The organism is uncultured Streptomyces sp., assembly GCF_947488945.1.
Taxonomy (GTDB): Bacteria; Actinomycetota; Actinomycetes; order Streptomycetales; family Streptomycetaceae; genus Streptomyces.
On sequence record NZ_CANLBS010000003.1, the window covers coordinates 227,242 to 252,916 of the forward strand.

Below are 25,675 nucleotides of genomic sequence, written 5' to 3' on the forward strand. Positions count from 1 at the left end.
GACAGTGTCCCGCACACGGGAGGTACTGAGGAGGAGTGGGTGAGCCCGCCGCGGGTTCCCGTTGCCCCCTGTCGGGCCCTCGAAACAACGGATGTGAATCCACCCCTTCCTACGTGCTAATCTTCCGATGTCGCCAAGGGGTCGCAGCGAAACACAGCGAAGACCTGGCGGCGAGCTGAGTGATCATCACTCATGCGCGAGTGGCGGAACGGCAGACGCGCTGGCTTCAGGTGCCAGTGTCCTTCGGGACGTGGGGGTTCAAATCCCCCCTCGCGCACAGAGAGAACCCCCGCACCGGAGAAATCCGGTGCGGGGGTTTCTTGGTGTGCGCCCCGCTGCGGGGTGGCCGGAGTCCGTCGGTCGTCGCGCGGGGATGTTTCACGTGAAACGCCCCGTTGTGGCGGGGGTGGGCGACTCGATCGGCATGCGCGGTCCGGTTCAGCGCTCGCCGGACTGGTTGTAGCGCTGCAGATACTCCGCGAACTGTGCGAGGTCCTCCCCGGTCCACTCCGCCAGGCGCTCGCGGTACGCCGCCCGTCGACTGGCCTGCGTGGAGGCGAGGGCGTCCCGGCCTGCCCCGGTCGGATGCAGGACCTGGATGCGCTGGTCGTCGGGGTCGGGGTGGCGCTCGACCAGTCCCATCCTCTCCAGCGCCCCGACCTGGCGGCTGACCGTCGACTTGTCCAGCATGTAGTGCGCGGCCAGATCGGTGGCCCGGCAGCCCTGCCGGTCGTCGATGTGCGCCAGCAGCGTGTACGAGACGAGTGGCAGCTCGGGATGGAGCCGGGCCGCGGCGGCGCGTGCGCGCCGGGCGAAGGCCGTCAGTTCCCGCTGGATGACATCGAGGGATTCGTCACGTCGTCCCGGAGTGCCGGTCACGGGTCCACCTCTTCGTTGTCGCGCTTCGTTTCGCTCCGGCAGGCGGGCTCGTTCGCCCTGGGTGGACGAGCCGGAGCCGCTGGTCCGGAGAGTGGGTGCCGGTGCCCCCGAATTTCAGTTGTACAGTACAACGGAAGCGTGAGTTGTAAAAGACAACCAAAGGGAGAAAGTCCGGATGTCCGCAGGATCGAGTACCGCTCCCGGCTCGACGGCCGCGGCCTTGCGCCACGTGCTGGGCCACCTCGTCACCCCGTTGCTGATGTGCATCGGCATGGGGCTCGCCTACCTCGGGGCCTTCCACGCCCCCGAGCCGCACGCGCTGCGGGTCGACGTGGTCGGTTCCGGGGCCGCCGCCCAGGTCCTGGCGCAGTCGCTCCAGGACGAGACGGACGGAGCGCTCACCGTGCGGACGGTCGCGGACCGCTCCACCGCCGAGGAGAACCTGCGGACCCAGGAGAGCTGGGGCGCGTACCTGCCCGGTGACAGGCCCGAACTGCTGGTGGTGTCCGCCGCCTCGGACACCACCGCCACCGTCGTCGAGAAGGTCTTCACCGAGGTGGCCGCCGGGCAGGGTGCGCCGCTGAAGGTGTCCGACGTGGCGCCGACCGCGGAAGGCGACCCGACCGGGCAGGGCATCTTCTTCCTGCTGGTCGCGATCAGCATCGGTTCGTACGCCTCGGTGGCGGTCATCGGCGGTGCCGGCGGGGTGCTGCCCCTGCGGCTGCGGGCGCTGCTGGTGGCCGGGGCCTCGCTGGTGGTCAGCCTGATCGGCGCCGCTTTCGCCGGGCCGGTGTTCGGTCTGGTGAGTCACGGGCTCGGCGGACTGTGGGCGATGGCGTGGCTCTACTCGGCGGGCATCCTGCTGATCGGAGTCGGTCTGCACACCTTCCTCAAGAGGTGGACGACGCTCGGCGTGATGGTGCTCTTCGTGATGCTCAACTTCACCAGCTCCGGCGGCATCTTCCGACCCGAACTGCAGTCGGGGTTCTTCGCCTCTCTGCACGCGTTCTGGAACGGCGCCGGGTTCGTCGAGGGCGTGCGCGCCCACGTGTACTTCGGCGGCCACGCGCTCGGCGGCCACCTGCTGGTGCTCGCCCTCTGGTTCGTGGTGGGCCTGGTGGTCATGGGTGTCGCCGCGCTGGGGGAGCGCCGCCGCCGGCGCCCGGCCGCGGTGGACTCCACGGTGACCCCCGCCGAGGCTCCCGCGGATGCCGCCTCGCGGAAGAGTGACGGCGGTCCGCGGGACGCGCGTCGCGGCCCCGCGGCGGACGAGGGACGCGAGGAGGCGGAGGAGGAGATGGAGGAGGCAGTCGGCGTCTGAGTCCCGAACGGCCGCCGGGCCGTGCGCGCTCAGGGTTCGCGCTGCTCAGCGCCGTTCACAGCCGCCGGAGAGGTTGTCCACAGGCATGGGCGGCGGCGGGCGGACGGCGGTACCGTCGTGGTCCGTTCGACGGTGGACGGCACCGGCGACGCCCCAGGGTGACGTCGCGGATGGACGGCATCACGGACATGGCGGGGGAGGCGGCGTCCATGGGCGGAAGCGGGACGACGGCGGTCGGGATCGGGACGACCGCGCCGACGGGATTCTTTTCGGCGGACGACAGTTGGGCGGTCGCGGACGGCAGTTGGGCGGTCGCGGAGGCCGGGCCCGCGCCCGCCTCCGGGGCCGGCGGGACGACCACGGAGGGCTGCGCGGTGCCGGGCAACCTCCGCATACCGCCGTTGACCGGCTTCGCCCGGCGTACGGTGGGCGGATCGCCGAAGGCCGCGGGCAAGCTGCTGCGCGACCGGGTGCCGAGAGCGGCCCACGCCTCGCTCGTGCTGCCGACCGACCGGCCGGACGCTGTGCGGGCCGTGGAGGAGTCCAACCGCGATCGCGTCCCCGGCCTCACCCCGATACGGGTCGGCCGGATGGCGGCCTCGCCGTTCGCCTTTCTGCGCGGGTCGGCCGGGCTGATGGCCCACGATCTGACCGGGACGCCGGTGACCGGCGTCCGCGCGCAACTCTGCGGCGACGCGCACGCCGCCAACTTCGGGCTGTACGGCGATGCCCGCGGCAGGCTGGTGATGGATCTCAACGACTTCGACGAGACGGTCGTCGGCCCGTGGGAGTGGGACCTCAAGCGGCTCGCGGCCTCGCTGGTGTTGGTCGGGCGGGAGACCGGGGCCGACGAGGCGACTTGCCGACGGGCCGCCTACGACGCCGTCGGCGCCTACCGGCGGACCATGCGGCTGCTGTCCCGGATGTCCGCGCTCGACGCCTGGAACGCCATCGCCGACGAGGAACTCGTCTCGCACGCCGACGCCCGGGACCTGCTCGGCACGCTGGAGAAGGTCGCGGAGAAGGCGAGGCGGAACACCAGCGCCCGGTTCGCCGCCCGCTCCACCGAGGTGGCAGAGGACGGCGGGCGCTGCGGACGTCGACGGACGGGCCTTCCAGGTGCGGCAGTTCCGGAACCGGAAGGGCAGCGTGGACCCTGCGGCGCTCTCCGCCGCCGAGGTCGACGACTACGCTCGGATGACCGGTGCGCTTCTGGCCCGGGCCCACGCGCACAGCGCGGACCCGCGGCTGCTCTCGGGGTACTGCGGCAAGACCGATGAACTGGACGAGGCGGTGGCCGAGTTCGCCGTCGGCTACGCGGACCGCACGGAGGCCGACCACGCCGCACTGCTCACCGCCATCGGGGCGGGACGGGTGGCGGCCGAGCTGGGGGTGTGACCGGCGCCGCTGGTCGGTCGCGCGTGCCGGCCGGGGGCACGGGGCGGCGGGCGGTCGGTCACGCGTGCCGGGGGCACGGGGTGGCGGGCGGTCGGTCACGCCGGGCGGGGGGCACGGGGCGGCGGGTGGCCGGTCGCGCCGGGCGGGCGCGCCGCCGGGGAGGGCCGAGGGGCCGCCGCGCGTCGTCAGGGCCGTCTGCGGGGCCATACGCTGGGCGGGTGACCGACGAAGCCGCCGAGGTGCCGACCACTCGGAACGACGAAGACCGGCAGTCCGCCGACCTGCCCCGGGCCCCGCGCGACGCCACGCCTCCCGACGCCATGCCTGCCGATGCCATGCCTGCCGATGCCACGCTCGCGGACGGTGCGTTGGCCGGTGCCGTGTTCGCCGGTCAGGGCGCAGGGGAGAGGCCCGGGCAGGAGGGGGCCGTGCAGGAGGAGTCTGTGCAGGAGGAGTCCGCACGGGCCCACGCCGACGCGCAGACGGATGGTTCCGCTGGTTCCGCGCCCCGGCCCGAGGCACGGCTTGCCAGGGCCGTGCAGGCCGCCGAACAGGCGTTGATCGAGTTCGAGATCGCCGTCGAGACGTTCCGCGTCGAGGTCGACAACTTCTCCCGGCTGCACCACCAGAAGCTGGGCCCGATGTACGCGCGGCTGGACGAACTGGACGCGCAGATCGCAGAGGCGCGGGCTGCCAGGACGGGTGATCCCGAGGACCTGCGCAAGGCGCGCGACGCCCGTGCGGCCGTCATGCCGATGCCGGGCGTGGAGGAACTCTTCCACGACTGGATGGATTCGGACGGGCTCTACCCCGAGGCGGTGGCCATGCTCACCGACCAGCCGGTGCGCCCGCCGAAGCGGATCAGGCCGAGCGAGGAGGCGCGCAAGCTCTACCGCGAGCTGGCCCGCAGGGCACACCCGGATCTGGCTCAGGACGAGGTGGAGCGGGAGCGCCGGGAGGCGTTCATCACCCGCGTCAACGGGGCCTACGGCCGGGGAGACGTGGATCTGCTCCGGGAGCTCGCCGAGGAGTGGGCGGCCGGGCCGGTGACCCCGCCGGTGCTGCTGAGCGAGAGCGAGGAGCTCTATGCCCGGCTGGAGTGGCTGAGCCGCCGCAAGGAGTTGCTGACGGTGCTCGCGCAGGAGCTGGAGGAGAGTGCGATCGGCTCGATGCTGCGGATGGCCCCGGACGACCCGGACCAGTTGCTGGTGGACATCGCGGAGCAGCTCCTCGGCGAGGTGTCGCGCCGCGAGGCCGAGCTGGCGGAGCTCGTGCAGTAGCGTTTCGGACGAAGGTGTCGCATCCCGTACGAGAGAAGGCCTGACCCATGAACTACGCCCCGCTGCCCTCGGTGGACGTCGCGGCGGTGCCGTCGGACGGCCTCGTGCTGGATGTCCGGGAGAACGACGAGTGGGCCGCCGGACACGTCGAGGGTGCGCTGCACGTACCGATGAGCGACTTCGTCGGCCGGTTCGGCGAGGTCGCCGAGGCGGCCGAGGCCGGCCGTCGGGTGCATGTGATGTGCCGGGTCGGCGGCCGGTCGGCGCAGGTCACCCAGTACCTCGTTCAGCAGGGCGTCGACGCGGTGAACATCGAGGGCGGGATGCTCGCCTGGGACGGTGCCGGTCGTCCGATGGTGACCGAGAGCGGAAGCGCTCCCTTCGTTCTCTGAAGCGGCCCGCAGACCGCAGCGTCCTGTTCGGGACCGCGCCCGCAGGGCCCGCCCCGCCCCGTCCAGGCCCGGCGGCCGTCCGGGCCCGTCAGCGGTCGAAGTCCAGCTCGACCTCCGGGGTCAGGGGATGGGACTGGCAGGCGAGTACGAAGCCGGCCGAGGTCTCGTCGGGTTCCAGGGCGAAATTGCGGTCCATCCGCACCTCGCCCCGGACGAGGAACGCCCGGCAGGTGCCGCACACACCGCCCTTGCAGGCGTACGGCGCGTCCGAGCGACCGCGCAGCACCGTTTCCAGCAAGGGTTCGCCGCTTCTGACCGGCCAGCTTCCGGAGCGCCCGTGGAGGGTGGCGGTGAGCTTGCTCCGCTCGCCGTCCGTCCCGGCAGGGCGGACCACGGGGGTGGACGACGGACCGTCGTCCACGTGGTCCACGTGGAAGATCTCCTGGTGGACATGGGACCGCTCGACCCCGAGCGCCCGCAGCGCGGAGGCGGAGTCGCGCACCAGGCCGTAAGGGCCGCAGAGGTACCAGTCGGCCACGTCGGCGACCGGTACGAGCATCGGCAGCAGGCCGAGAAGGCGCTCGCGGTCCAGCCGCCCCGAGGGCAGGCCTGCGGTCTGCTCCTCGCGGGAGAGGGCCGTCACCAGTCGGAACCGGTCCGGGAACCGGTCCTTCAGGTCCGCCACCTCGTCGAGGAACATGGTGGACGCGGCGGTGCGGTCGCTGCGGATCAGGCAGAACGTCGCCGAGGGCTCGCGGGTCAGCAGGCTCGTCGCCATCGACAGGACGGGTGTGATGCCGCTGCCGCCGACGATCGCCGCGAAGTGCCCGGGGCGCGGGGCGAGGGTGAAACGGCCCGCCGGAGGCATGGCCTCCACCTCGTCACCGACCGCCAGTTCGGTGAGGGCGTACGTGGAGAAGGCGCCGCCCTCGATGGCGCGGATGCCGATGGTCAGCTCCGGTTCCCCGGGGGCACGGACCGCCGGTGAGCAGAGGGAGTAGGAGCGCCGGATCTCCCGGCCGCCCACGGTGTAGCGGACGTTGAGGTGCTGGCCCGGAGTGTGCCGGAAGGTTTCGCGCAGCTCCGGCGGCACGTCGAAGGTGACGGCCACGGCGTCGTCGGTGATCCGTTCCGTCGCGCGGACCCGGAGCGGGTGGAACATTTAGAGCTCCTTGAAGTGGTCGAACGGCTCCCGGCACGAGACGCACCGGCGCAGCGCCTTGCAAGCGGTGGAGGAGAAGCGGCTGAGCAGTTCGGTGTCGGTGGACCCGCAGTGCGGGCAGCGCACGGCGAGCGTCAGCGGCACGGGCCCGGAGCGATCCTCAGCACCGGGGCGCGGCGGTGCTATGCCGGACGCGGCGAGTTTGCGCTGGCCCTCGTCCGTGATGTCGTCCGTCGACCAGGCGGGCGCGAGCACGGTGACCACCGAGACCTTGGTCATGCCGTGGTCGAGGAGGACCCGCTCGATGTCGTCGGTCATCGTCCCGATCGCGGGACAGCCCGTGTAGGTCGGGGTGAGCCGCACCGTCACGCTCGTCGGCCCGTCCATCCGTATCCCCCGCAGGACACCCAGCTCTTCCAAGGTGAGGACGGGTAGTTCCGGGTCGGGCACCGCGCCCGCGACGGCGCGCAGCCGTTCCTCCAGTGCCGTCGTGGTCACCATGTCGCCCCCGGGTGGCTGCGGTGCAGGTGCTGCATTTCGGCGATCATGCGGCCGAAGGGCTCGGTGTGGATGCCCTGCCGACCCGCTCCGGCGGTCCAGGCCCCTTCCCTGGGACCCGTCGGCAGGTCCAGGGCCGCCCGCCCCATCACTCCGGTGACGGTGGCGAGCCAACTACGGTGCATCGCCTCCCAGTCGACGTCGACGCCTTCGACGGGCCGGAACATCTCTCCGGTGTACTTCCAGAGCTCCTGGAGGCCGCGCTCCATGCGGGCATGGCTTTCGTCAGTGCCGTCGCCGAGCCGGACCGTCCACTGCTCCGCGTGGTCCTGGTGGTACGCGACCTCCTTGACCGCCTTGGCGGCAAGATCCGCGAACGGGCCGGAGCCGCCCGCCAACTGCTCGTACAGCAGGCGCTGGTAGACCGAGAAGTAGAGCTGCCGGGCGATGGTGCGGGCGAAGTCGCCGTTCTCCTGCTCGACCAACTGGAGGTTGCGGAAGGCCCGTTCCTCACGGAGATAGGCCAGCTCGTCCTCGTCGCCGGTGAGGGACAGCAGGACGCGGGCCTGGCCGAGCAGGTCGAGTGCGATGTTGGCGAGCGCCACCTCCTCCTCCAGGACCGGGGCGTGTCCCGCCCACTCCCCCAGCCGGTGCGAAAGCACCAGCGCGTCGTCGCCGAGGGCGAGGGCCGCGTTCACAGGTGCTCCACCCCTTCGGGGATCTCGTAGAACGTCGGGTGGCGGTAGGGCTTGTCACCCGACGGGGCGAAGAAGGAGTCCTTCTCGTCCGGGGAGGAGGCGGTGATCGCCGTGGACGGGACGACCCAGAGCGAAACCCCTTCGGCCCGGCGGGTGTAGAGGTCCCGGGCGTTGCGCAGGGCCATCTCGGCGTCCGGGGCGTGCAGGCTGCCGGCATGGGTGTGGGACAGCCCGCGGCGGGCGCGCACGAACACCTCCCAGAGGGGCCAGTCCGTCGAGCTGCTCATGCCGTCGCCTCCTGAGCTGGTGCGGCCGAAGGGGCCGGTCGGTGGGTGTCCGTCGGCCGGGGCGGCTCGGAGTCCTGTCCCGGCCGGTGCTTGGCGGCGTGGGCGGCGGCGGCGTCGCGCACCCACGCGCCCTCCTCGTGGGCCCTGCGGCGACGGGCGAGGCGTTCTTCGTTGCACGGGCCGTTGCCCTTGAGGACCTGCTCGAACTCGGTCCAGTCGATGGCGCCGAAGTCGTGCCGGCCCCGCTCCTCGTTCCACCGCAGCTCGGGATCGGGGAGGGTGAGGCCGAGCGAACGGGCCTGGGGGACGCAGATGTCCACGAAGCGCTGACGCAGTTCGTCGTTGGAGTGGCGCTTGATCTTCCAGGCCATCGACTGCTCGGAGTGGGAGGAGGCGTCGTCCGGGGGGCCGAACATCATCAGTGAGGGCCACCACCAGCGGTTCACCGCGTCCTGCGCCATCTCGTGCTGGGCCGGGGTACCGCGGCTGAGGGCCAGCAGGGATTCGTACCCCTGGCGCTGGTGGAAGGACTCCTCCTTGCAGATCCGCACCATCGCGCGGGCGTAGGGGCCGTAGGAGCAGCGGCAGAGCGGCACCTGGTTGGTGATGGCGGCACCGTCCACGAGCCAGCCGATGGCGCCCACGTCGGCCCACGTCAGTGTCGGGTAGTTGAAGATCGAGGAGTACCGCTGGCGGCCCGCGTGCAGCTTGTCGAGCATCTCCTCGCGGCTGGTGCCCAGGGTCTCGGCCGCGCTGTAGAGGTAGAGCCCGTGGCCGGCCTCGTCCTGCACCTTGGCGAGCAGGATGGCCTTGCGGCGGAGCGAGGGGGCGCGGGTGATCCAGTTTGCCTCCGGCTGCATGCCGATGATCTCCGAGTGCGCGTGCTGGGCCATCTGGCGGACCAGGGTGGCCCGGTACGCGTCCGGCATCCAGTCGCGTGGCTCGATCCGCTCATCGGCCCGGACGGCGGCGTCGAAGGCCTCGGCGAGGGCCGGATCCGCGTCCGCCGGCGTCTGTGCCGGGCTCTGCCACTTCCGACCTGCGGCTACTGCGGTCATGCCCGCCTCCGTCCCGACCGATCGTTCGGTCCATCGGGTTCAATGGTCGGTCGGCGGCCCGTAGGGTGTCAACCCTGTGGATAACTGAGTGGCGAGCGACGGTGGGCGGGGCGGCATGGAATCGGACCACGGGGGACGTACCGGCGGCGCGGGCGGCGGCCGGCCGGAGGCGGTGGACGGACCGGCCGGACAGGCCCCGGGCGGCGGCCTGGGGCCGCACCCGCGGACGGAGGACAGCGGCATATCCGTGCCCCCCGCCGGGCCGGGACGGCAGGGCGCTGACGGGCCGGAACGGGACGGCGTACGGAGCGACGGCAGCGTACGGACCGACGGCACGGGGCCCCGGACCGGAACGGAACCGGAGGCCGACACCGCCCCCGGTGCCCGGCCGGAACCGGAGCAGATGCGTCCCGAGGGGATCGCCGGTCTGTCGCTTCCGTACCGCGTCGTCGCCGCGGCGGCGCTGGCGCTCGTGGGACTGTTCACGGTCGGGCATCTGGCGGTGGTCTTCCTGCACGTCGCCCCCTCGAACACGGTCACCAAGCAGCACGGCGAGGCGATCGAGGACTGGGTCTATCCGGAGTTCGAGCAGAACTGGAAGTTGTTCGCGCCGAACCCGCTGCAGCAGAACATCTCCGTCCACGTGCGGGCGGAGGTCGCCGGGGCGGACGGCCGCCGGACCACCCGTTGGATGAGCCTGTCCGCGGAGGACGGCGACGTGATCCGCGGCAGCCTGCTGCCCAGCCACACCCGGCAGAACGAGCTGCGGCGCGCCTGGGACTTCTTCGTCAACTACCACGGTGACGAGAACAAGGCGAAGACGGTGCGCGGCCGTCTGTCCGAGCAGTACGTACGACGCATCGCGATGCTCCGGCTCGGTGAGCGCGACTACGGCGGGACGATCGAACGGATACAGGTGCGGTCCATGTCGCGCACCGTGGCGGCGCCGTCGTGGAGCACGGAGAAGAGCGACACCGCGCCGCAGTACCAGGAGTACCCGTGGTGGACCGTGACCCCCGAGGACCTTCCGCGGGACGGCGGGACGGCGGGCCCGGGGCTCGGCGAGGAGGCGGACAAGTGAGCGGCACACCCTCCCCGGAGCGGATCGAGGAGACCACCGGGCGCAGCGGGAACCCCGTGCGAAACCGGGGAGCGGACGGCGCGGGGCCTCTCGCTCGCGGTCTCCGGCGCGTCACCGCGTCGCCTCTCGGCCCCTACCAGGCGGCGGTGGTGCGGATCGGTTTCGCCGCCACCTACCTGCTCTTCCTGCTGCGCGAACTGCCGCATCGGCACGAGCTCTACGGGCCGGACAGCCCGTGGAGCTGGGACATGGCCCGCCAACTACTGGACAACAACGGCGCCTTCACCGTGCTCATGTGGTCCGACGGCTCCGCCTGGTTCGAGACCGTGTACGCGATCACACTGCTGTCGGCCCTCGGCCTGCTGCTCGGCTGGCGCACCCGGGCGACGTCCGTGGTGTTCATGGCCGGTGTCCTCTCGGTCCAGAACCGCAGCGTCTTCATGGGCGACGGCGGCGACAACGTCGTGCACATCATGGCCATCTACCTGGTACTGACACGCTGCGCGCAGGTCTGGTCGCTGGACGCCCGCAGGCACTCCCGCGCCGCCGCGCACCGGGCCGACGGCGGCGCGTCCGCGCCGGACGTGGCGGGGCCCGTGCTGTGGGCGCTCCTCGGGATCGCTCTCGTCCACGGCAGTGCGACGGACGGACTGGGTGCGACCTGGTGGCTGCCCACTCTGTTCTGGACCCTCTGGCTGGGCAACGGCCTGTGGTGGACGGTCGACCGCCGTGCGCGGCGCGGCGAGGCGCGCTCGCTGCTCGACGTGATCGCCAACCTGGCGCACAACGCCGCGCTGCTCGTGATCATGGTCGAGGTCTGTCTGATCTACGCGACGGCGGGCTGGTACAAGATCCAGGGGTCGCGCTGGCAGGACGGTACCGCGCTGTATTACCCGCTCAAGCTCGACTACTTCACGCCGTGGCCCGGCCTTTCCGACCTGCTGGCGTCCAACGGACTGATGGTGATGGTGCTGACCTACGGAACGGTCATCGTCCAGGTCGCCTTCCCCTTCACCCTGTTCAACCGGCGCGTCAAGAACGTCCTGCTCGTCGTGATGATGTGCGAGCACGCCGGCATCGCGGTCTTGCTGGGCCTTCCCTTCTTCTCCATGGCGATGATCGCCGCCGACGCCGTCTTCCTTCCGACGGTCTTCCTGGTGTGGCTGGGCACCCGGGCCGCGACCGGGCGCGACCGGGTCATCAGCCGGTTCCACAGCCCGCACACCGGGCACGTGCCCGGCCCGCGCGACCCCGGCGGGCAGGCCCCACGCGACCTCGGCGGGCAGGCCCAGGAGGGGCTGACCGGCGGCGGAGGGCGCACGTCCGTCGGCTGAGGCAGGCGTGGGGGCGTGCAGGCGTGGGGGGCGTGCGGGTCCGGAGCAGGCGGAATCGGCCCGTGCCGCCCCTGCCGGCCCGTACCGGTTCCGGAGCCGGGGGCACGGGGGGACGGCCGGGGCTCGATGCCCCTTTAGGCTGGGACGATGAAGGACGTGGACCCCGCGACACTGGTGCGGCTGTGGAACGAGGAAGCACCCGGCGCCGTCGTGCTGGACGGGTTCCACGCCTTGAAGCACGCACTCCGCTTCGGCGCCGAGGTGCGGCTCGTGGCCACCAGCGACAAGCAGGCCCTGCTGGCGCTCGCGGCCGAACTCGCCGGCGACGTCACCGCGGCGGTCGGCGCGGCGGCCGCCGAGGTGCCCGTCGAGACGCTGCGGACGCTGGTTCCCAAGGTGCACCCCACCCGTGTGGTGGCGCTGGCCGTGCGCCGGGCCGCCACGGAGAATCTGGGCTCCCTGGCCCGGATGCCCCGGCGTTCCCCCGTGGTGGTCCTGGACAATCCGCGGAATCTGGGGAACGTCGGCGCCGTCGTCCGACTGGCCGCCGGGTTCGGGGCGACCGGGGTGGTGACGACCGGCGACCTGGATCCCTGGCACCCGAACGTGGTCCGTGCGGGGGCCGGGCTGCACTTCGCCACCGCCGTCGAACGTCTCGCGGTGCCCGACCTGCCTCCGGGCCCGCTCTACGCCCTGGACCCGGAGGGCGAGGACCTGCGTTCCGTCCGGCTGCCGGATGACGCGCTGCTCGCTTTCGGGTCGGAGCGGCACGGGCTCTCCGACGAACTGCGCGCCCGTGCCACCCGCCTGTTGTCGCTGCCGATGCGTCCCCAGGTGTCGAGCTACAACTTGGCGACCAGTGTGGCGATGACGCTGTTCCACTGGGCTGGCCAGGCCGGTGCGACGGCGCCGGCGGAGTCCTGAGGCCGGGCAGCCCCGCGCGGGGCTGTCGTGCCGCCTCGGGTCCCGGCGGGCGGCTCCTTCGGCGGCGGGGCCTCGCGCCGGTCAGTCGGCGGGCCGGCGCACCTCCACCGTGCGGAACCGGTCGGCGACGAAGGCGCCGTCGCACAGGGCCGCGTTCGCGGCCGGATTCCCGCCCGAGCCGTGGAAGTCGGAGAACGCGGCCGTCTGGTTGACGTAGACCCCGCCGGTGAGGTTCAGCGAGAGTTGCGCGGACTCCTCCATGCAGACCTCCTCGATCGCCCGCTCCACCGCCGGGGACGTCGTGTACGCGCCGACCGTCATTGCGCCCTTCTCCCGGATCGTGCGCCGCAGCAGGGCGAGCGCGTCGTCCGTGGAGCCGACCGCCACCGCGTACGAGACCGGGCCGAAGCACTCGGAGAGGTACGCGGGTTCCGCGTCGGAGTCGTCGAGCGGCTTGGTGGCGTCGAGTCTGACGATGAGCGGCGTGCGCACCACCGCGTCGGGAAATTCAGGATGGGCCACCGGCCGGGAGGCCAGTGCGACGTCGCCGGCCTCGCCGGCCGCCTCCAGCCGCGCCTTCACCTCGGGGTTGACCAGCGCGCCCAGCAGGGCGGCCGCGCGGCCGTCGTCGCCGAGGAGGCCGGCCACCGCCGCCGCGAGGTCGTCGGTGACCTCGTCGTACGACTTCGGGCCGTCGTCGGTGGTGATGCCGTCCCGCGGGATCAGCAGATTCTGCGGAGTGGTGCACATCTGGCCGCTGTAGAGGGACAGGGAGAAGGCCAGGTTGGCGAGCATGCCGCGGTAGTCGTCGGTGGAATCCACGACGACGGTGTTGACGCCCGCCTTCTCGGTGTGGACGCGGGCCTGCCGGGCGTTCGCCTCCAGCCAGTCGCCGAACGCGGTGGAGCCGGTGTAGTCGATGATCCGGACCTCCGGGCGGAGGGCCAGGGTCTTCGCCGACCCCTCGCCGGGCCGCTCGGCCGCGAGCGCCACCAGGTTCGGGTCGAATCCGGCCTCGGCCAGCACGTCGCGTGCCACCCGGACCGTGAGGGCCAGCGGCAGTACGGCCCGGGGGTGCGGCTTGACGAGGACGGGGTTGCCGGTAGCCAGCGAGGCGAAGAGGCCGGGATAGCTGTTCCAGGTGGGGAAGGTGTTGCAGCCGATCAGCAGGGAGACACCCCGGCCGACGGGCACGAAGGTCTTGTGGAGCCGCAGCGGGTCGCGGGAGCCCTGCGGCTTGGACCAGTCCGCGGCGAGCGGAGTCCTGGTCTGCTCCTCGTAGGCGTACGCGACGGCTTCCAGGCCCCGGCCCTGGGCGTGCGGCCCGCCCGCCTGGAAGGCCATCAGGAACGCCTGGCCGCTGGTGTGCATGACGGCGTGGGCGAACTCGTGGGTGCGGGCGGAGATCCGGGCCAGGATCTCCAGGCACACCAGTGCCCTCGTCCCGGCGCCGGCGTCCCGCCAGGCGGGCGTCGCCGCACGCATCGCGGGCAGCAGCACGTCGGGGTCGGCGTGCGGATAGGTGACGCCCAGCGCGGGGCCGTACGGGGAAGTCTCGCCGCCCACCCAGTCGTCGGTGCCCGGCTGGCCCAGGTCGAACCTCCCGCCCAGTACGGCGTCGAACGCCGCCTTGCCCTCGGCCGCCCCCAGACTGCCCGGTGCGCCGCCGTCCCCGTACGCCTTCGGGTGTTCCGGGTGCGGGGACCAGTAGGCGCGGGTGCGGATCGCTTCGAGGGCCTTGTCGAGGGTGGCCCGATGTGTCTCGGACAGCTTCTGCGGGGTGAGCTCGGCGGCCATGGCGGACCAACTCCTCATCGAGCCGGGCAAGGACGGGCGGACGGAGCTAGAGTAACCGAACGATCGGTCGGGGCAAGGGGGTCCGGGGCCGCCTGTGGACAACCGATGGGGGAGGATCGCTCTCATGACCACGGCCAAGCGGGACGCGTACACGCCGGAGACGTTGCTGGCGGTCGCCGTCCGTGTCTTCAACGAGCGCGGTTACGACGGCACGTCGATGGAACACCTCTCCCGGGCGGCGGGCATCTCCAAGTCGTCCATCTACCACCATGTGGCGGGCAAGGAGGAACTGCTCCGCCGTGCGGTGAGCCGGGCGCTGGACGGGCTCTTCGGCATCCTGGACGAGCCGGGCGCAGCGACCGGGCGGGCCATCGAGCGGGTCGAGTACGTCACCCGCCGAACGGTCGAGGTGCTGACGACCGAGCTGCCGCACGTCACCCTGCTGCTGCGGGTCCGGGGCAACACCAGGACGGAGCGCTGGGCGCTGGAGCGGCGGCGGGAGTTCGACCAGCGGGTGTCCGACCTGCTGAAGGACGCGGTCGCGGAAGGCGACCTGCGGGCCGACGTGGACATACGGCTGGCGACCCGGCTGCTTTTCGGCATGGTGAACTCGATCGTGGAGTGGTACCGGCCGCAGCCCGGCGGGTCTCCGGACGGCGACCAGCTCGCGGAGACCGTCGTCAGGCTGGCCCTCGACGGGATGCGGGCACCGGGCCGCTGACCGGTCGGACGCACCGCATGGGCCGGCAAGCGCCGGTAAGCGTCGGCAGGAAACAATCCGCATCGGTACGGGCCGAAGCTGCCGGGCCCGCCCCGGAGGCCGGGCGCGCGCGGGGCGCCCCGGTTGCGTGCGGCCGGTTCAGCGCGCCCGGTCGGACGGAGGCGCGCCGGGCGCTCCCTGCTCGGCGGCCGGCTCGAAGGGCGTCGGCCCGTGCCGGCCCAGTTCCGTCTCCTCGAAGACCAGCAGCGTCCGCGTGGAGAGCACCTCGGGAATCGCCTGGATCCGGGTGAGGACCAGTTCGCGCAGTGCACGGTTGTCCTCCGTGTGCACCAGCAGCAGCACGTCGAAGTCGCCGCTCACCAGCGCGATGTGGGTGGCGCCGGGCAGCGCCTCCAACTCCTCGCGCACCGTGCGCCACGAGTTCTGCACGATCTTGAGGGTGATGTAGGCGGAGGCCCCCTGGCCGGCCCGTTCGTGGTCGATCCGGGCGCTGAACCCCCTGATCACCCCGTCCTCGACGAGCCGGTTGATGCGCGCGTACGCGTTGGCGCGCGACACGTGGACCTGCTCGGCCACGGACCTTATCGACGCCCGGCCGTTGGCCCGCAGCAGCGCGAGGATCTCCCGGTCTACGGCGTCCAGCGGCCGCGGCGGGGCGGGCGGGCCGGGATCCCCGGCCATTCGTTCAACTGTCATGTCCCCGCGCCTTCCTCCGTTGGACGACCTGCTTCCATCCCAGGCTGTGGATATCCGTTTGTCCACAGGCTCGGGGGGCCTGTAGCCAAAATGCATCCACGACCGAACAATCGGTAGGGGAGGCGCGCCGCCCCGCCGGGGTCGTCGGCCGGTGACGGCCGGCTCCGGCAGCCCTCGCACGTCCGCCGTTGCACCGTGACTTTTGTTCCGCTTCGTCTGTCCGCTCGTCCACGTGTGGCGAAAGTTCCCTTTCCTTTCGACCCTGATGCCAGGAGGTGCCTCTCATGACCGTCCAAGAGCTGCCCGGCACGACCGCCTACCGGCCCGTGCCGCCCCCGGCGTGGAAGCCGCTCACCGATCCCTCGCCGCTGCTGCCGGACCGGGAGCCGTTCCGGGTGCTGGGTACGCCCGCCGCGGCCGGGGTGGAGGCCGCGCTGCTCGTGCGGATCCACGCCGAGCTGGTGCGAGGACGGCGGTTCAACACCCAGGCCACCGCGCTGACCAAGCAGGGAAGGCTCGCCGTCTATCCGTCGAGCACGGGCCAGGAAGCGTGTGAGGTGGCTGCGGCACTGGTCTTGGAGCAGCGCGACTGGCTCTTCCCGAGCTATCGCGACACCCTGGCGGCGGTCGCCCGGGGACTCGACCCGGTGGAGGCGCTGACCCTGCTGCGCGGGGACCGGCACAGCGGGTACGACCCGCGCGAGCACCGTGTGGCGCCGCTGTGTACCCCGCTCGCCACCCAATTGCCGCATGCCGTCGGACTGGCTCACGCCGCGCGGCTGAAGGGGGACGACGTCGTCGCGCTCGCCCTGGTGGGAGACGGCGGGACCAGCGAGGGCGATTTCCACGAGGCGCTGAACTTCGCCGCCGTGTGGCGGGCCCCCGTGGTGTTCCTCGTGCAGAACAACGGCTTCGCGATCTCGGTGCCGCTGGCGAAGCAGAGCGCCGCGCCGTCCCTCGCGCACAAGGGCGTGGGGTACGGCGTCCCCGGGCGCCTGGTCGACGGGAACGACGCCCTCGCCGTCCATCAGGTGCTGGGCGAGGCGGTGGCACGGGCCAGGCGGGGCGACGGGCCGACGCTGGTGGAAGCCGTCACGTACCGGATGGAGGCGCACACCAACGCGGACGACGCCACCCGGTACCGCTCGGACAGCGAGGTGCTCGCCTGGCGCGACCATGATCCGATCCGGCTGGTGGAGGACGAGATGACGCGTCGGGGTCTGCTGGACGAGGAGACCGCGGGACGGGCGCGGGACGCGGCGGAGCGGATGGCGGCCGGGCTGCGCGAGCGGATGAACACCGACCCGGCCCTGGACCCGGCGGGACTCTTCTCCCACGTGTTCTCCGGGCCCACCTCTCAACTGGCGGAGCAGGAAGCTCGGTTGCGCGCCGAGCTGGCAGCGGAGCGCGACGAGGCCGACGGCGCGGAGGCGGGACGATGACGACGGCGGCGACGGAGGCCCCGGCGGTACGGAGGGCGAAGCCGGCCACCATGGCACAGGCCCTCGGCCGCGCGTTGCGCGACGCGATGGCCGAGGACCCTTCGGTCCATGTGCTCGGTGAGGACGTGGGCACGCTCGGAGGGGTCTTCCGGATCACCGACGGTCTGGCGAAGGAGTTCGGCGACGACCGCTGCACGGACACGCCGCTGGCGGAGGCGGGCATCCTGGGAGCGGCCGTGGGGATGGCCATGTACGGTCTGCGGCCCGTCGTGGAGATGCAGTTCGACGCCTTCGCCTACCCGGCCTTCGAGCAGTTGGCCAGCCATGTGGCGAAGATGCGGAACCGGACGGGCGGCGCGATGCCGATGCCGCTGACGGTGCGTATCCCGTACGGCGGCGGCATCGGGGGCGTCGAGCATCACAGTGACTCCTCGGAGGCCTACTACATGGCCACGCCGGGACTGCATGTCGTCACCCCCGCGACGGTCGAGGACGCGTACGGCCTGCTGCGGGCGTCCATCGCCTCGGACGATCCGGTGGTGTTCCTGGAGCCGAAGCGCCTCTACTGGTCGAAGTCCGACTGGTCGCCCGAGGAGCCCGCGCCGGTGGAGCCGATCGGCCGGGCGGTGGTCCGGCGGCCTGGCCGGAGCGCGACCCTGATCACCTACGGCCCCTCGCTGCCGGTCTGCATGGAGGCCGCCGAGGCGGCGGTGGCGGAGGGATGGGACCTGGAGGTCGTCGATCTGCGGTCGCTGGTCCCGTTCGACGACGGGACGGTGGCCGCGTCCGTGCGGCGCACCGGACGTGCCGTGGTCGTCCACGAGTCGACCGGCTTCGGCGGCCCCGGCGGGGAGATCGCCGCCCGGATCAGCGAACGCTGCTTCCACCATCTGGAGGCTCCGGTGCTGCGGGTCACCGGCTTCGACATCCCGTACCCGCCGCCGATGCTGGAGCGGCACCATCTGCCGGGAGTGGACCGGGTGCTGGACGCGGTCGCCCGGCTCCAGTGGGAGGCGAGGAGCTGATGCCCCAGGTGCTGGAGTTCAGGTTGCCGGACCTCGGTGAGGGGCTCACCGAGGCAGAGATCGTCCGCTGGCTGGTGGAGGTCGGCGAGGTGGTGGCCGTCGACCAGCCGGTCGTGGAGGTGGAGACCGCAAAGGCCGTGGTGGAGGTGCCCTGTCCCTACGGCGGGGTGGTGACCGCCCGGTTCGGCGAGGCGGGTGCGGAGCTGCCGGTGGGGGCGCCCCTGCTGACGGTCGCCGTCGCCCCGTCCGAGGACGTGGGCCCGCCCGTCCCGGCGCGGACGGCCGCCACGGGCGGAAGCGGGCAGGACGGCGGCCGGCCGGCTGCGGATACGGAGGCCGACGCCGCTTCGGAGGGGTCGGGGAACGTCCTCGTGGGATACGGAACGGGCGCTCCGGCCGCCCGGCGCCGGCGGGTCAGGCCGGACCTGATGCCCCTGACACCGGCCAACGCGAACGCGAACGCGGACGGGGACGTGGATGCGGACGCGAAGGGGGGCGCGGCGCGGGGCGCTCTCCGCGCCGAGGTCGCGGAGGCGGCGGGGCGGCACGCGCCGGGCGCGCTCCAGGAGGGCCGGGGCGCGACGGCACCGAAGACCGGGCACCCGACCGCCCGGGCTTCGCAAGGCCCCGTGGCGGTGGTCTCCCCGCTGGTGCGCCGGCTGGCCCGGCAGCACGATCTTGACCTGCGGACGCTGTCCGGCTCGGGTCCGGACGGGCTGATCCTCCGGGCCGACGTGGAACGGGCCATCCGGATGGCGACGGCGGTGGGCGGGCCGGAGATCACCGGCGTGCCGGGCGTCTTGGCACCCGAACCGGTGTCCCCGCAGCACCGGTCGCTCTCCTCCCCACACCGGGCGGTGTCCCCGGAACATCGCTCGGCGTCCCCGGAGCACCGGCCGGCGGACACGGCCGGACGGGGAAATGGTGCCGTCGGGGAGCGGATCGCGTTGCGCGGGGTGCGTGGCGCCGTCGCGGAGAAGCTGACACGCAGCCGCAGCGAGATTCCTGATGCCACCTGCTGGGTGGACGCGGACGCCACCGAGTTCATGGCGGTGCGGGCGGCGATGAACCGGACCGACGGGCCCAAAGTGTCGGTGCTCGCGCTGCTGGCCCGGATCTGCACGGCCGCCCTGGGCCTCCACCCCGAGTTGAACTCGACCGTCGACACGACGGCCCGCGAGATCGTCCGGCTGCCGGGCGTGAACCTTGGCTTCGCGGCCCAGACGCCCCGCGGGCTGGTCGTTCCGGTGGTCCGGGACGCACACCTGAAGAACGCCGAGTCGATCGGTGCCGAACTTGCCCGGCTGACGGAGGCGGCACGGACCGGAACGCTGACCCCGGCCGAGCTGACCGGGGGCACGTTCACGCTGAACAACTACGGCGTGTTCGGCGTGGACGGCTCGACGCCCATCATCAACCATCCCGAGGCAGCCATGCTCGGCGTCGGCCGGATCATTCCGAAGCCCTGGGTGCACGAGGGTGAGGTGGCGGTCCGTCAGGTGGTGCAGCTTTCGCTCACCTTCGACCACCGGGTTTGCGACGGTGGGACCGCCGGGGGCTTCCTCCGGTACGTGGCCGACTGCGTGGAACAGCCGGCGGTACTGCTCCGCACGTTGTGACGGCGGGGGCGAACCGGGCCGGGGTGAAGGGCGGACCGGGGGCGGACCAGACCGGACCGGGAGTGTGCCGGCTCGGCGGGAGCGTGCCGCACGGGCAGGCGGGCCGGGGCGTGACCGGGCGTCGGAGCGTGGGCAGGGCGTCGGCCGGGACCGGCTCGTTCGGGAAGGCGCCCTTTCCGAAGATGCCTTGCCGGGCTGTGCGGGCGCCGCGGCGGGTCGCGCCGTGCCGTGACGGGGCGTGCGGCACCTTGACGGTGTCGTCGCGCCCGACTCCGTCCCGCGCTGGCCGGGGGCGGGCGCCAGATGTGTCCGCCCCCGGCCCGACCCCGCAGGGACGGGTCGGCCCATACTCGACGCATGACCGCCTATGACGCCATCGTCCTCGCCGGAGGGTCCGCGAAGCGGCTCGGGGGAGCGGACAAGCCGGGGACGCGGGTTGGCGGCCGTTCGCTGCTCGACCGCGTCCTCGCCGCCTGTGCCGGAGCCCGCGCCACTGTTGTGGTGGCCGGGGCACGGTCCACATACCGTCCGGTGACCTGGGCCCGTGAGACACCGGTGGGCGGCGGACCCGTCGCGGCCCTCGACGCCGGACTCCGCAAGACCACCGAGGCGTTGGTCCTGGTGGTATCGGCCGACCTGCCGTTCCTTGGGGCCGACACCGTGGCGGCGCTGGTCGGCGCAGCGGACGGGAGCGGCCGGGACGGAGCCCTGTGTGTCGATCCGGACGGACGCGAACAGCCCCTGGTCGCCGTCTACCGCACCGAGCCGTTGCGCCGGGAACTCGGCCTGCTCGCTTCCGAGCACGGCGGTCTCTCCGGCCTGCCGCTTCGACTCCTGACGTCCGAGTTGGATCTGGCTCGTGTCGGGACGGACGCTCTCGCGTCCTTCGACTGCGACACTTGGGCGGACATCGAAGTGGCGAGGGCACGTATCAGGGAGCATGGGGCCGTGCTGGACGAATGGATCACCGCAGTAAAGAACGAACTCGGCATCGAACTCGACGTGGACACGAGCGTGCTGCTCGATCTCGCGCGCGATGCCGCCCACGGGGTGGCGAGGCCCGCCGCCCCGCTCACCACGTTTCTGGTCGGCTATGCCGCCGCGCGAGCGAGTGAGGGCGCGAGCCCCGAAGCAGCGGCCGAGGCGGTGGCCGAGGCCTCCCGCAAGGCGGTCGCGCTGGCGTTGCGGTGGGAGAAAGAGTCGGGGGAGTCCAAGGGGACGTCCACTCCATGACTCCGCGGCGGGACGAGACCGAGGTTCCCCTGTCGACCGACGCCCCTCCCGGCCCCGGCCCCGGGTCCGTCGGTGCTGGTGCTGGTGTCGGCACGGGTGACGACGATCGTACGGTCGCCGGTCCTGTCTCCGACCTCGGCTCGGGTCTCGGCACGAACCTCGGCTCGGGTCTCGGCACGGGCCGGGCGCACGAGCGGGAGGCTGCCCGGTTGCGTGCCGAGGCGGAGGAAGAGCTGGCCGTCGCGCAGGCGTTGGCCCTGGTCGCCCCTCTTGATCTGGCCGGACCCCTGGGCGTCCGCAGCGAGCTCCCCCGGACGGTCGCCGGGTGCGCGGCGGTGCCCGACGCCGGTCCCCACGGCGGGCATCCGGAACGTGCGACCGCCCGGTCCGGGCCCTCGAACCAAGCCGCACACCAGACCGCGCACCTGCCGCATGACTCGCGCGACCCGAAGACAGTCCGCCCCGAAGCGCCCCACCCGGACGCATCCCACCTGGAGACGTCCGACCCGGGGACGTCCGATCCGGGCGCGCTGCACCCGGCCATCCCGTACCCGGACGTACCGTGCCGCGACGTTCCGGCCCCAGAAGCCTCCCGTCAGCGTCCCCACCACCCCGCTCCAGCGCCGGTGGAGCCCGGCCCGACTGGCCCCACCGGCCGTCTCGCCGCCGGAACCCCCGTCCCCGCCGTACTGGACACCCGTATCGGGCCGGCTTCTCCCACCGATCCCGTGGTCACCGCGGCGGCCTCTCCCACCGACCCGCCCGAAGAGGTGGCCTCGCCCTCCGTGAACCCATCGCACCATGCCAGTCACGCCAGTCACGGCAGTCGTGCCAGTCGTGCCAGTCAAGGCAGTCACGGCAGGCACGGCCATCGCGGGGATGCGATGCCCTGGGACCGGGCACGGGCCGTCGCGGAGCGGGCCGGGCGAGGTGGGCCGACGGCTGCGGTACGGCTGACACTTGACCGGTCACTGGGGCACGTCCTCGCCGAAGGACTCGGTGCGCTCACCGATCTTCCGTCGTTCGACACGTCCGCCATGGACGGCTGGGTCGTGGCGGGGCCGGGCCCCTGGCGCGTCCGCACGGGCGCCGGGCTGCTGGCGGGCCGGGAAGCGCCGGAGCGGCTGCCGGACGGTGAGGCGGTACGGATCGCCACCGGCGCCCGGATTCCGGCCGAGGGCACGGCGGTCCTCCGGAGCGAACACGCCCGAGTCGAGCGGGGAACCCTGCACGCGCAGAAGACGGTGGTGCAGGGCCAGGACATCCGGCCGCGCGCCCAGGAGTGCCGTACCGGGGACCAACTGCTGCCCGCCGGGACGGTGGTGACCCCTGCGGTGCTGGGGCTGGCGGCGGCCGCAGGATACGACGCGCTGGCGGTGGTACCCCGTCCGCGCGTGGAAGTCTTCATCCTCGGCGACGAGTTGCTGACCACCGGACTTCCCCACGACGGGCTCATCCGGGACGCGCTGGGCCCCATGCTCGGCCCCTGGCTCCGGGCCATGGGCGCCGAAGTGGGTGAGCCGGCCAGGCTCGGGGACGACGCCGACCGGCTGCGGGAGGCCGTCAGCGGCTCCGACGCCGACCTGATCGTCACCACCGGCGGCACTGCGGCCGGGCCCGTCGACCATGTGCACCCGGTGCTGGCCGGCCTCGGTGCGGAGCTACTGGTCGACGGTGTCGCCGTACGGCCTGGGCATCCGATGCTGTTGGCCCGGATCGCGGTCGGCGGACCCTGGCTCGCGGGACTGCCGGGCAATCCGTTGGCCGCCGTCTCCGGTCTGCTCACGCTGGCCGGGCCGGTTCTCGGCGGGCTGGCGGGACGTCAGCAGCCTTTGCCTTACCGGGCGCTCGTTCGGGACGACGTGCAAGGCCACCCGACGGACACCCGACTCGTCCCCGTCGTCCACCGTGCCGGGCCCGGTGGTGCGAGGGACCACGTGGTCCCTCTGCACTACAACGGCCCCGCCATGCTCCGGGGCATCGCCGCCGCTGACGGGCTGGCCGTCGTGCCGCCGGGCGGGGTACGGTCCGGCACCGAGGTGGAGATCCTCGATCTACCGTGGGCCCCGGCGACGCCGTGGACTGAAGGGTGTTTCACGTGAAACTTCCCGGCCACGACGCGATGGCCAGGCGGGCGGACGAACATGTCGCCCCCACCCGCGTCATGCTTCCGCGCAGGATGGTGGACGGACCGGCCCGGCAGGTCGCCAAGCGGTTGATGATGGCCCTGCTGGTGCTGGCCGTCACTGTCGTCATCGTCTGGATCGACCGTGCGGGCTACAACGACAACGCCGACGGCGAGGTCGATCTGCTCGACGCCGTCTACTACGCCACGGTCACCCTCTCCACCACCGGTTACGGCGACATCACCCCGTACAGCGACGGTGCGCGGCTGGTCAACGTGGTGCTGGTGACGCCGCTGCGGGTCCTCTTCCTCATCATCCTGGTCGGTACGACCCTCGAAGTCCTCACGGAACGGACCCGCGAGGACTTTCGGCTGAAGCGTTGGAGATCCAACTTGCGTGACCACACGATCGTCGTCGGCTTCGGGACGAAGGGCCGTTCGGCCATCCAGACCCTGTGTGCCACCGGCCTGAGGAAGGACCAGATCGTCATCATCGACCCTGCGGGGAAGGTGATCGAGGCGGCCAACGCCGAGGGCTTCACCGGGGTGCTGGGCGACGCGACGCGCAGCGAGGTACTGCTGCGGGCCGAGCTCCAGAAGGCACGTCAGATCATCATCGCCACCCAGCGGGACGACACCGCGGTCCTGGTCGCGCTGACGGCACGCCAGCTCAACCGGGGGGCGAAGATCGTCGCCGCCGTCCGGGAGGAGGAGAACGCCCCGCTGCTCCGCCAGTCCGGTGCCGACGCGGTCATCACCAGCGCGAGCGCCGCAGGCCGGCTGTTGGGCCTCTCCGTGCTGAGTCCCAGCGCGGGCACCGTGATGGAGGACCTGATCCAGCAGGGTAGCGGTCTCGATCTCATCGAACGCCCGGTGATAAAGGCCGAGGTGGGCAAGGGCGTGCGCGAGACCGACGACCTGGTGGTGAGCGTCGTCCGCGGCCACCGGCTGATCGGTTACGACGACCCGGCGGCAAGCCCGCTGCAGCTCACCGACCGTGTGATCACGATCGTGCGCGCCTCCCCCCGCCCGAGCCCGCCCACCAACCTCCAGCCCCCGCACGGCCAAGGCGGCGGGCGGGGCCACTGACCTGCCGGGCCCCTGACTCGCCGGGATCACTGACCAGCCGCGTTGCCGACCAGCCGCGTTACCGACCGGCCGGGACTTCCGGGGCCGTCGCCCGGGACGGGCCTCCGGTACCCCCGGGACCGGCCTCCGGTACCCCCGGGCGGACTCGGCGCCCCCAGCACCGTCAGTGGCGGCCCCGGCACCCAGCCCGGCCCCGGCACCCGGCTCCGTCACTCAGGACCTCCTGACGCCAGGTCCCGCACCCGCCCAGGCCCGCACCCTGCCGACCGCCCCCGCCCCGCCGTCCCGCTCCCCCGCCCGCGCTCTTCCTTCCCCACCCGCGCTCCTCCCTCCCCGGTCCCGGCGGCGGAACGGAGTAGCCTCGCCGCCATGTATGCGATCACGATCCCCGAACCCGGTGGCCCCGAGGCGCTCGTCTGGGCAGAGGTCCCCGATCCCGTACCCGGCGAAGGCGAAGTACTCGTCGACGTGGTGTCCAGCGCCGTCAACCGCGCCGACGTCCTCCAACGCCAGGGCTTCTACAACCCTCCGCCCGGCGCCTCCCCGTACCCCGGCCTCGAATGTGCGGGCCGGGTCTCCGCGATCGGCCCCGGCGTGACCGGCTGGGCGGTCGGTGACGAGGTCTGCGCGCTGCTCGCCGGCGGCGGATACGCGGAGAAGGTCGCGGTCCCCTCCGGCCAGCTGCTGCCCGTGCCCGAGGGGGTCGACCCCGCGGTGGCGGCGGCGCTTCCCGAAGTGACGGCCACGGTCTGGTCCAACGTCTTCATGGTGGCCCATCTGCGTCCTGGCGAGACCCTGCTGGTGCACGGCGGGTCCAGTGGCATCGGCACGATGGCCATCCAGCTCGCCAAGGCGATCGGGGCCCGGGTGGCGGTGACGGCTGGCGGTCCCGAGAAGCTGGCGCGCTGTGCGGAGCTGGGCGCGGACATCCTGATCGACTACCGCGAGCAGGACTTCGTCGAAGAGGTGCGCAAGGCGACCGACGGGGCCGGAGCGGACGTCATTCTCGACATCGTCGGGGCGAAGTACCTGGAGCGGAACGTGGAGGCACTGGCCGTCAACGGACGCCTGGCGATCATCGGGCTCCAGGGCGGCGTCAAGGCCGAGCTGAACCTCGGTGTCCTGCTCAACAAGCGGGCCGCCGTCACCGCCACCTCGCTGCGCGGGCGCCCGCTGGCGGAGAAGGCGTCGATCGTGGCGGCGGTACGCGAGCACGTGTGGCCGCTGATCGCCGACGGTACGGTCCGCCCCATCGTGGACCGGACCCTGCCGATGTCGGAGGCCGCCGAAGCGCACCGGGTGCTGGAGTCCAGCACGCACATCGGCAAGGTCCTGCTGACCACCCCGGCGGCCGACTGACACTGCGTACCGGCGCCGCCTGGACCGGTACAGGCGGCCCGGCGCAGACATATCGGCATCGGCGGCCACGCGGAAGAGGCCCGCCCCGCACGCATGAGGTGCGGCACGAGCCCCTTCCCGTGAGCAGGGGGCCCTCTGCGGGCCGCGCCGGAACCGGCTCACCGGCACTCCCGGACCCGTACCACCGGGACCGGCCGGTGGGTCGGCCGTGCCGCCACGACGGCCGCCGGCGGACCGGGCGTGCCACCGGGACCGGC

At 72.6% G+C, this 25,675-nt stretch carries 22 protein-coding genes, 1 tRNA gene and 1 pseudogene; 16 read left to right on the forward strand and 8 right to left on the reverse strand.

Annotated elements, in window-relative coordinates; translation table 11 throughout:
• Positions 1–194 precede the first annotated feature (194 nt).
• A tRNA-Leu gene (locus Q0994_RS05420) sits at positions 195–277 on the forward strand.
• A gap of 161 nt (positions 278–438) precedes the next feature.
• On the opposite strand, the gene Q0994_RS05425 is transcribed toward Q0994_RS05420, so the two are convergent.
• On the reverse strand, positions 439–879 hold the full coding sequence (locus Q0994_RS05425; RefSeq protein ID WP_299529748.1) for a MarR family winged helix-turn-helix transcriptional regulator: 441 nt from the start codon (positions 877–879) through the stop codon (positions 439–441).
• Positions 880–1,054: 175 nt separating this feature from the next.
• Here Q0994_RS05425 and Q0994_RS05430 point away from each other — a divergent pair, with 175 nt between their 5' ends.
• From Q0994_RS05430 to Q0994_RS05445, 4 genes and pseudogenes are all read left to right on the forward strand, one after another.
• Positions 1,055–2,200, forward strand: a complete 1,146-nt coding sequence (locus Q0994_RS05430; RefSeq protein WP_299529750.1) for a hypothetical protein — start codon at positions 1,055–1,057, stop codon at positions 2,198–2,200.
• A 188-nt stretch (positions 2,201–2,388) separates the two neighbouring features.
• Positions 2,389–3,598, forward strand: a pseudogene (locus Q0994_RS05435) (DUF2252 family protein).
• Between the two features lie 218 nt (positions 3,599–3,816).
• Positions 3,817–4,878, forward strand: coding sequence for a hypothetical protein (locus tag Q0994_RS05440; protein WP_299529752.1), 1,062 nt, complete (start codon positions 3,817–3,819; stop codon positions 4,876–4,878).
• A 47-nt stretch (positions 4,879–4,925) separates the two neighbouring features.
• On the forward strand, positions 4,926–5,270 hold the full coding sequence (locus Q0994_RS05445; RefSeq protein ID WP_299529754.1) for a rhodanese-like domain-containing protein: 345 nt from the start codon (positions 4,926–4,928) through the stop codon (positions 5,268–5,270).
• Between the two features lie 88 nt (positions 5,271–5,358).
• Here Q0994_RS05445 and Q0994_RS05450 read toward each other — a convergent pair whose 3' ends face one another.
• The 5 genes from Q0994_RS05450 to paaA are packed head-to-tail and all read right to left on the reverse strand — an operon-like array spanning position 5,359 to position 8,973.
• Positions 5,359–6,432, reverse strand: a complete 1,074-nt coding sequence (locus tag Q0994_RS05450; RefSeq protein ID WP_299529756.1) for a 2Fe-2S iron-sulfur cluster-binding protein — start codon at positions 6,430–6,432, stop codon at positions 5,359–5,361.
• Entirely contained in the window at positions 6,433–6,933 is a 501-nt protein-coding gene (paaD, locus tag Q0994_RS05455) for a 1,2-phenylacetyl-CoA epoxidase subunit PaaD (RefSeq protein WP_299529758.1), read from the reverse strand.
• Positions 6,927–7,628, reverse strand: coding sequence for a 1,2-phenylacetyl-CoA epoxidase subunit PaaC (gene paaC, locus Q0994_RS05460; RefSeq protein ID WP_299529760.1), 702 nt, complete (start codon positions 7,626–7,628; stop codon positions 6,927–6,929). Before paaC ends, paaD begins: the two co-directional genes overlap by 7 nt.
• Positions 7,625–7,915, reverse strand: coding sequence for a 1,2-phenylacetyl-CoA epoxidase subunit PaaB (gene paaB / locus Q0994_RS05465; protein WP_299529763.1), 291 nt, complete (start codon positions 7,913–7,915; stop codon positions 7,625–7,627). The genes paaC and paaB overlap by 4 nt, the downstream gene beginning before the upstream one ends.
• The gene (paaA, locus tag Q0994_RS05470; protein WP_299529764.1) at positions 7,912–8,973 is read right to left on the reverse strand and encodes a 1,2-phenylacetyl-CoA epoxidase subunit PaaA; all 1,062 of its coding nucleotides are present in this window, start codon (positions 8,971–8,973) and stop codon (positions 7,912–7,914) included. The genes paaB and paaA overlap by 4 nt, the downstream gene beginning before the upstream one ends.
• A 115-nt stretch (positions 8,974–9,088) precedes the next feature.
• On the opposite strand from paaA, the gene Q0994_RS05475 reads away from it, so the two are divergent.
• The 3 genes from Q0994_RS05475 to Q0994_RS05485 all read left to right on the forward strand — a co-directional run bounded on the left by Q0994_RS05475 (position 9,089) and on the right by Q0994_RS05485 (position 12,312).
• Entirely contained in the window at positions 9,089–10,054 is a 966-nt protein-coding gene (locus Q0994_RS05475) for a DUF5819 family protein (protein WP_299529766.1), read from the forward strand.
• Between the two features lie 56 nt (positions 10,055–10,110).
• Positions 10,111–11,388, forward strand: a complete 1,278-nt coding sequence (locus Q0994_RS05480; protein WP_299530310.1) for an HTTM domain-containing protein — start codon at positions 10,111–10,113, stop codon at positions 11,386–11,388.
• Between the two features lie 147 nt (positions 11,389–11,535).
• Positions 11,536–12,312 carry an RNA methyltransferase gene (locus tag Q0994_RS05485; protein WP_299529769.1) on the forward strand — a complete coding sequence of 259 codons (777 nt, stop codon included), beginning with the start codon at positions 11,536–11,538 and terminating at the stop codon, positions 12,310–12,312.
• Between the two features lie 81 nt (positions 12,313–12,393).
• Here Q0994_RS05485 and paaN read toward each other — a convergent pair whose 3' ends face one another.
• Positions 12,394–14,109, reverse strand: coding sequence for a phenylacetic acid degradation protein PaaN (gene paaN, locus Q0994_RS05490; protein ID WP_299529770.1), 1,716 nt, complete (start codon positions 14,107–14,109; stop codon positions 12,394–12,396).
• Between the two features lie 124 nt (positions 14,110–14,233).
• Between paaN and Q0994_RS05495 the strand changes: the two genes are divergently transcribed.
• The gene (locus Q0994_RS05495; protein WP_299529771.1) at positions 14,234–14,830 is read left to right on the forward strand and encodes a TetR/AcrR family transcriptional regulator; all 597 of its coding nucleotides are present in this window, start codon (positions 14,234–14,236) and stop codon (positions 14,828–14,830) included.
• Between the two features lie 138 nt (positions 14,831–14,968).
• Here the strand turns inward: Q0994_RS05495 and Q0994_RS05500 are convergent, their stop codons facing one another.
• Entirely contained in the window at positions 14,969–15,526 is a 558-nt protein-coding gene (locus Q0994_RS05500; protein WP_299529772.1) for an Lrp/AsnC family transcriptional regulator, read from the reverse strand.
• Positions 15,527–15,810: 284 nt separating this feature from the next.
• Here Q0994_RS05500 and Q0994_RS05505 point away from each other — a divergent pair, with 284 nt between their 5' ends.
• The 7 genes from Q0994_RS05505 to Q0994_RS05535 all read left to right on the forward strand — a co-directional run bounded on the left by Q0994_RS05505 (position 15,811) and on the right by Q0994_RS05535 (position 25,418).
• The gene (locus tag Q0994_RS05505; protein WP_299529774.1) at positions 15,811–16,968 is read left to right on the forward strand and encodes a thiamine pyrophosphate-dependent dehydrogenase E1 component subunit alpha; all 1,158 of its coding nucleotides are present in this window, start codon (positions 15,811–15,813) and stop codon (positions 16,966–16,968) included.
• The gene (locus Q0994_RS05510) at positions 16,965–17,993 is read left to right on the forward strand and encodes an alpha-ketoacid dehydrogenase subunit beta (protein WP_299529776.1); all 1,029 of its coding nucleotides are present in this window, start codon (positions 16,965–16,967) and stop codon (positions 17,991–17,993) included. The genes Q0994_RS05505 and Q0994_RS05510 overlap by 4 nt, the downstream gene beginning before the upstream one ends.
• Positions 17,993–19,612 (forward strand): dihydrolipoamide acetyltransferase family protein, encoded by a 1,620-nt coding sequence (locus Q0994_RS05515; protein WP_299529777.1) that lies wholly within the window; start codon positions 17,993–17,995, stop codon positions 19,610–19,612. The genes Q0994_RS05510 and Q0994_RS05515 overlap by 1 nt, the downstream gene beginning before the upstream one ends.
• A gap of 357 nt (positions 19,613–19,969) precedes the next feature.
• On the forward strand, positions 19,970–20,845 hold the full coding sequence (locus Q0994_RS05520) for an NTP transferase domain-containing protein (protein ID WP_299529779.1): 876 nt from the start codon (positions 19,970–19,972) through the stop codon (positions 20,843–20,845).
• Positions 20,846–21,615: 770 nt separating this feature from the next.
• Positions 21,616–22,947 carry a molybdopterin-binding protein gene (locus Q0994_RS05525; RefSeq protein WP_299530312.1) on the forward strand — a complete coding sequence of 444 codons (1,332 nt, stop codon included), beginning with the start codon at positions 21,616–21,618 and terminating at the stop codon, positions 22,945–22,947.
• Complete coding sequence (locus tag Q0994_RS05530; protein ID WP_299529781.1) at positions 22,944–24,059, forward strand: TrkA family potassium uptake protein; 1,116 nt, start codon at positions 22,944–22,946, stop codon at positions 24,057–24,059. The genes Q0994_RS05525 and Q0994_RS05530 overlap by 4 nt, the downstream gene beginning before the upstream one ends.
• A 369-nt stretch (positions 24,060–24,428) precedes the next feature.
• Entirely contained in the window at positions 24,429–25,418 is a 990-nt protein-coding gene (locus Q0994_RS05535; protein WP_299529783.1) for an NAD(P)H-quinone oxidoreductase, read from the forward strand.
• Positions 25,419–25,675 lie beyond the last annotated feature (257 nt).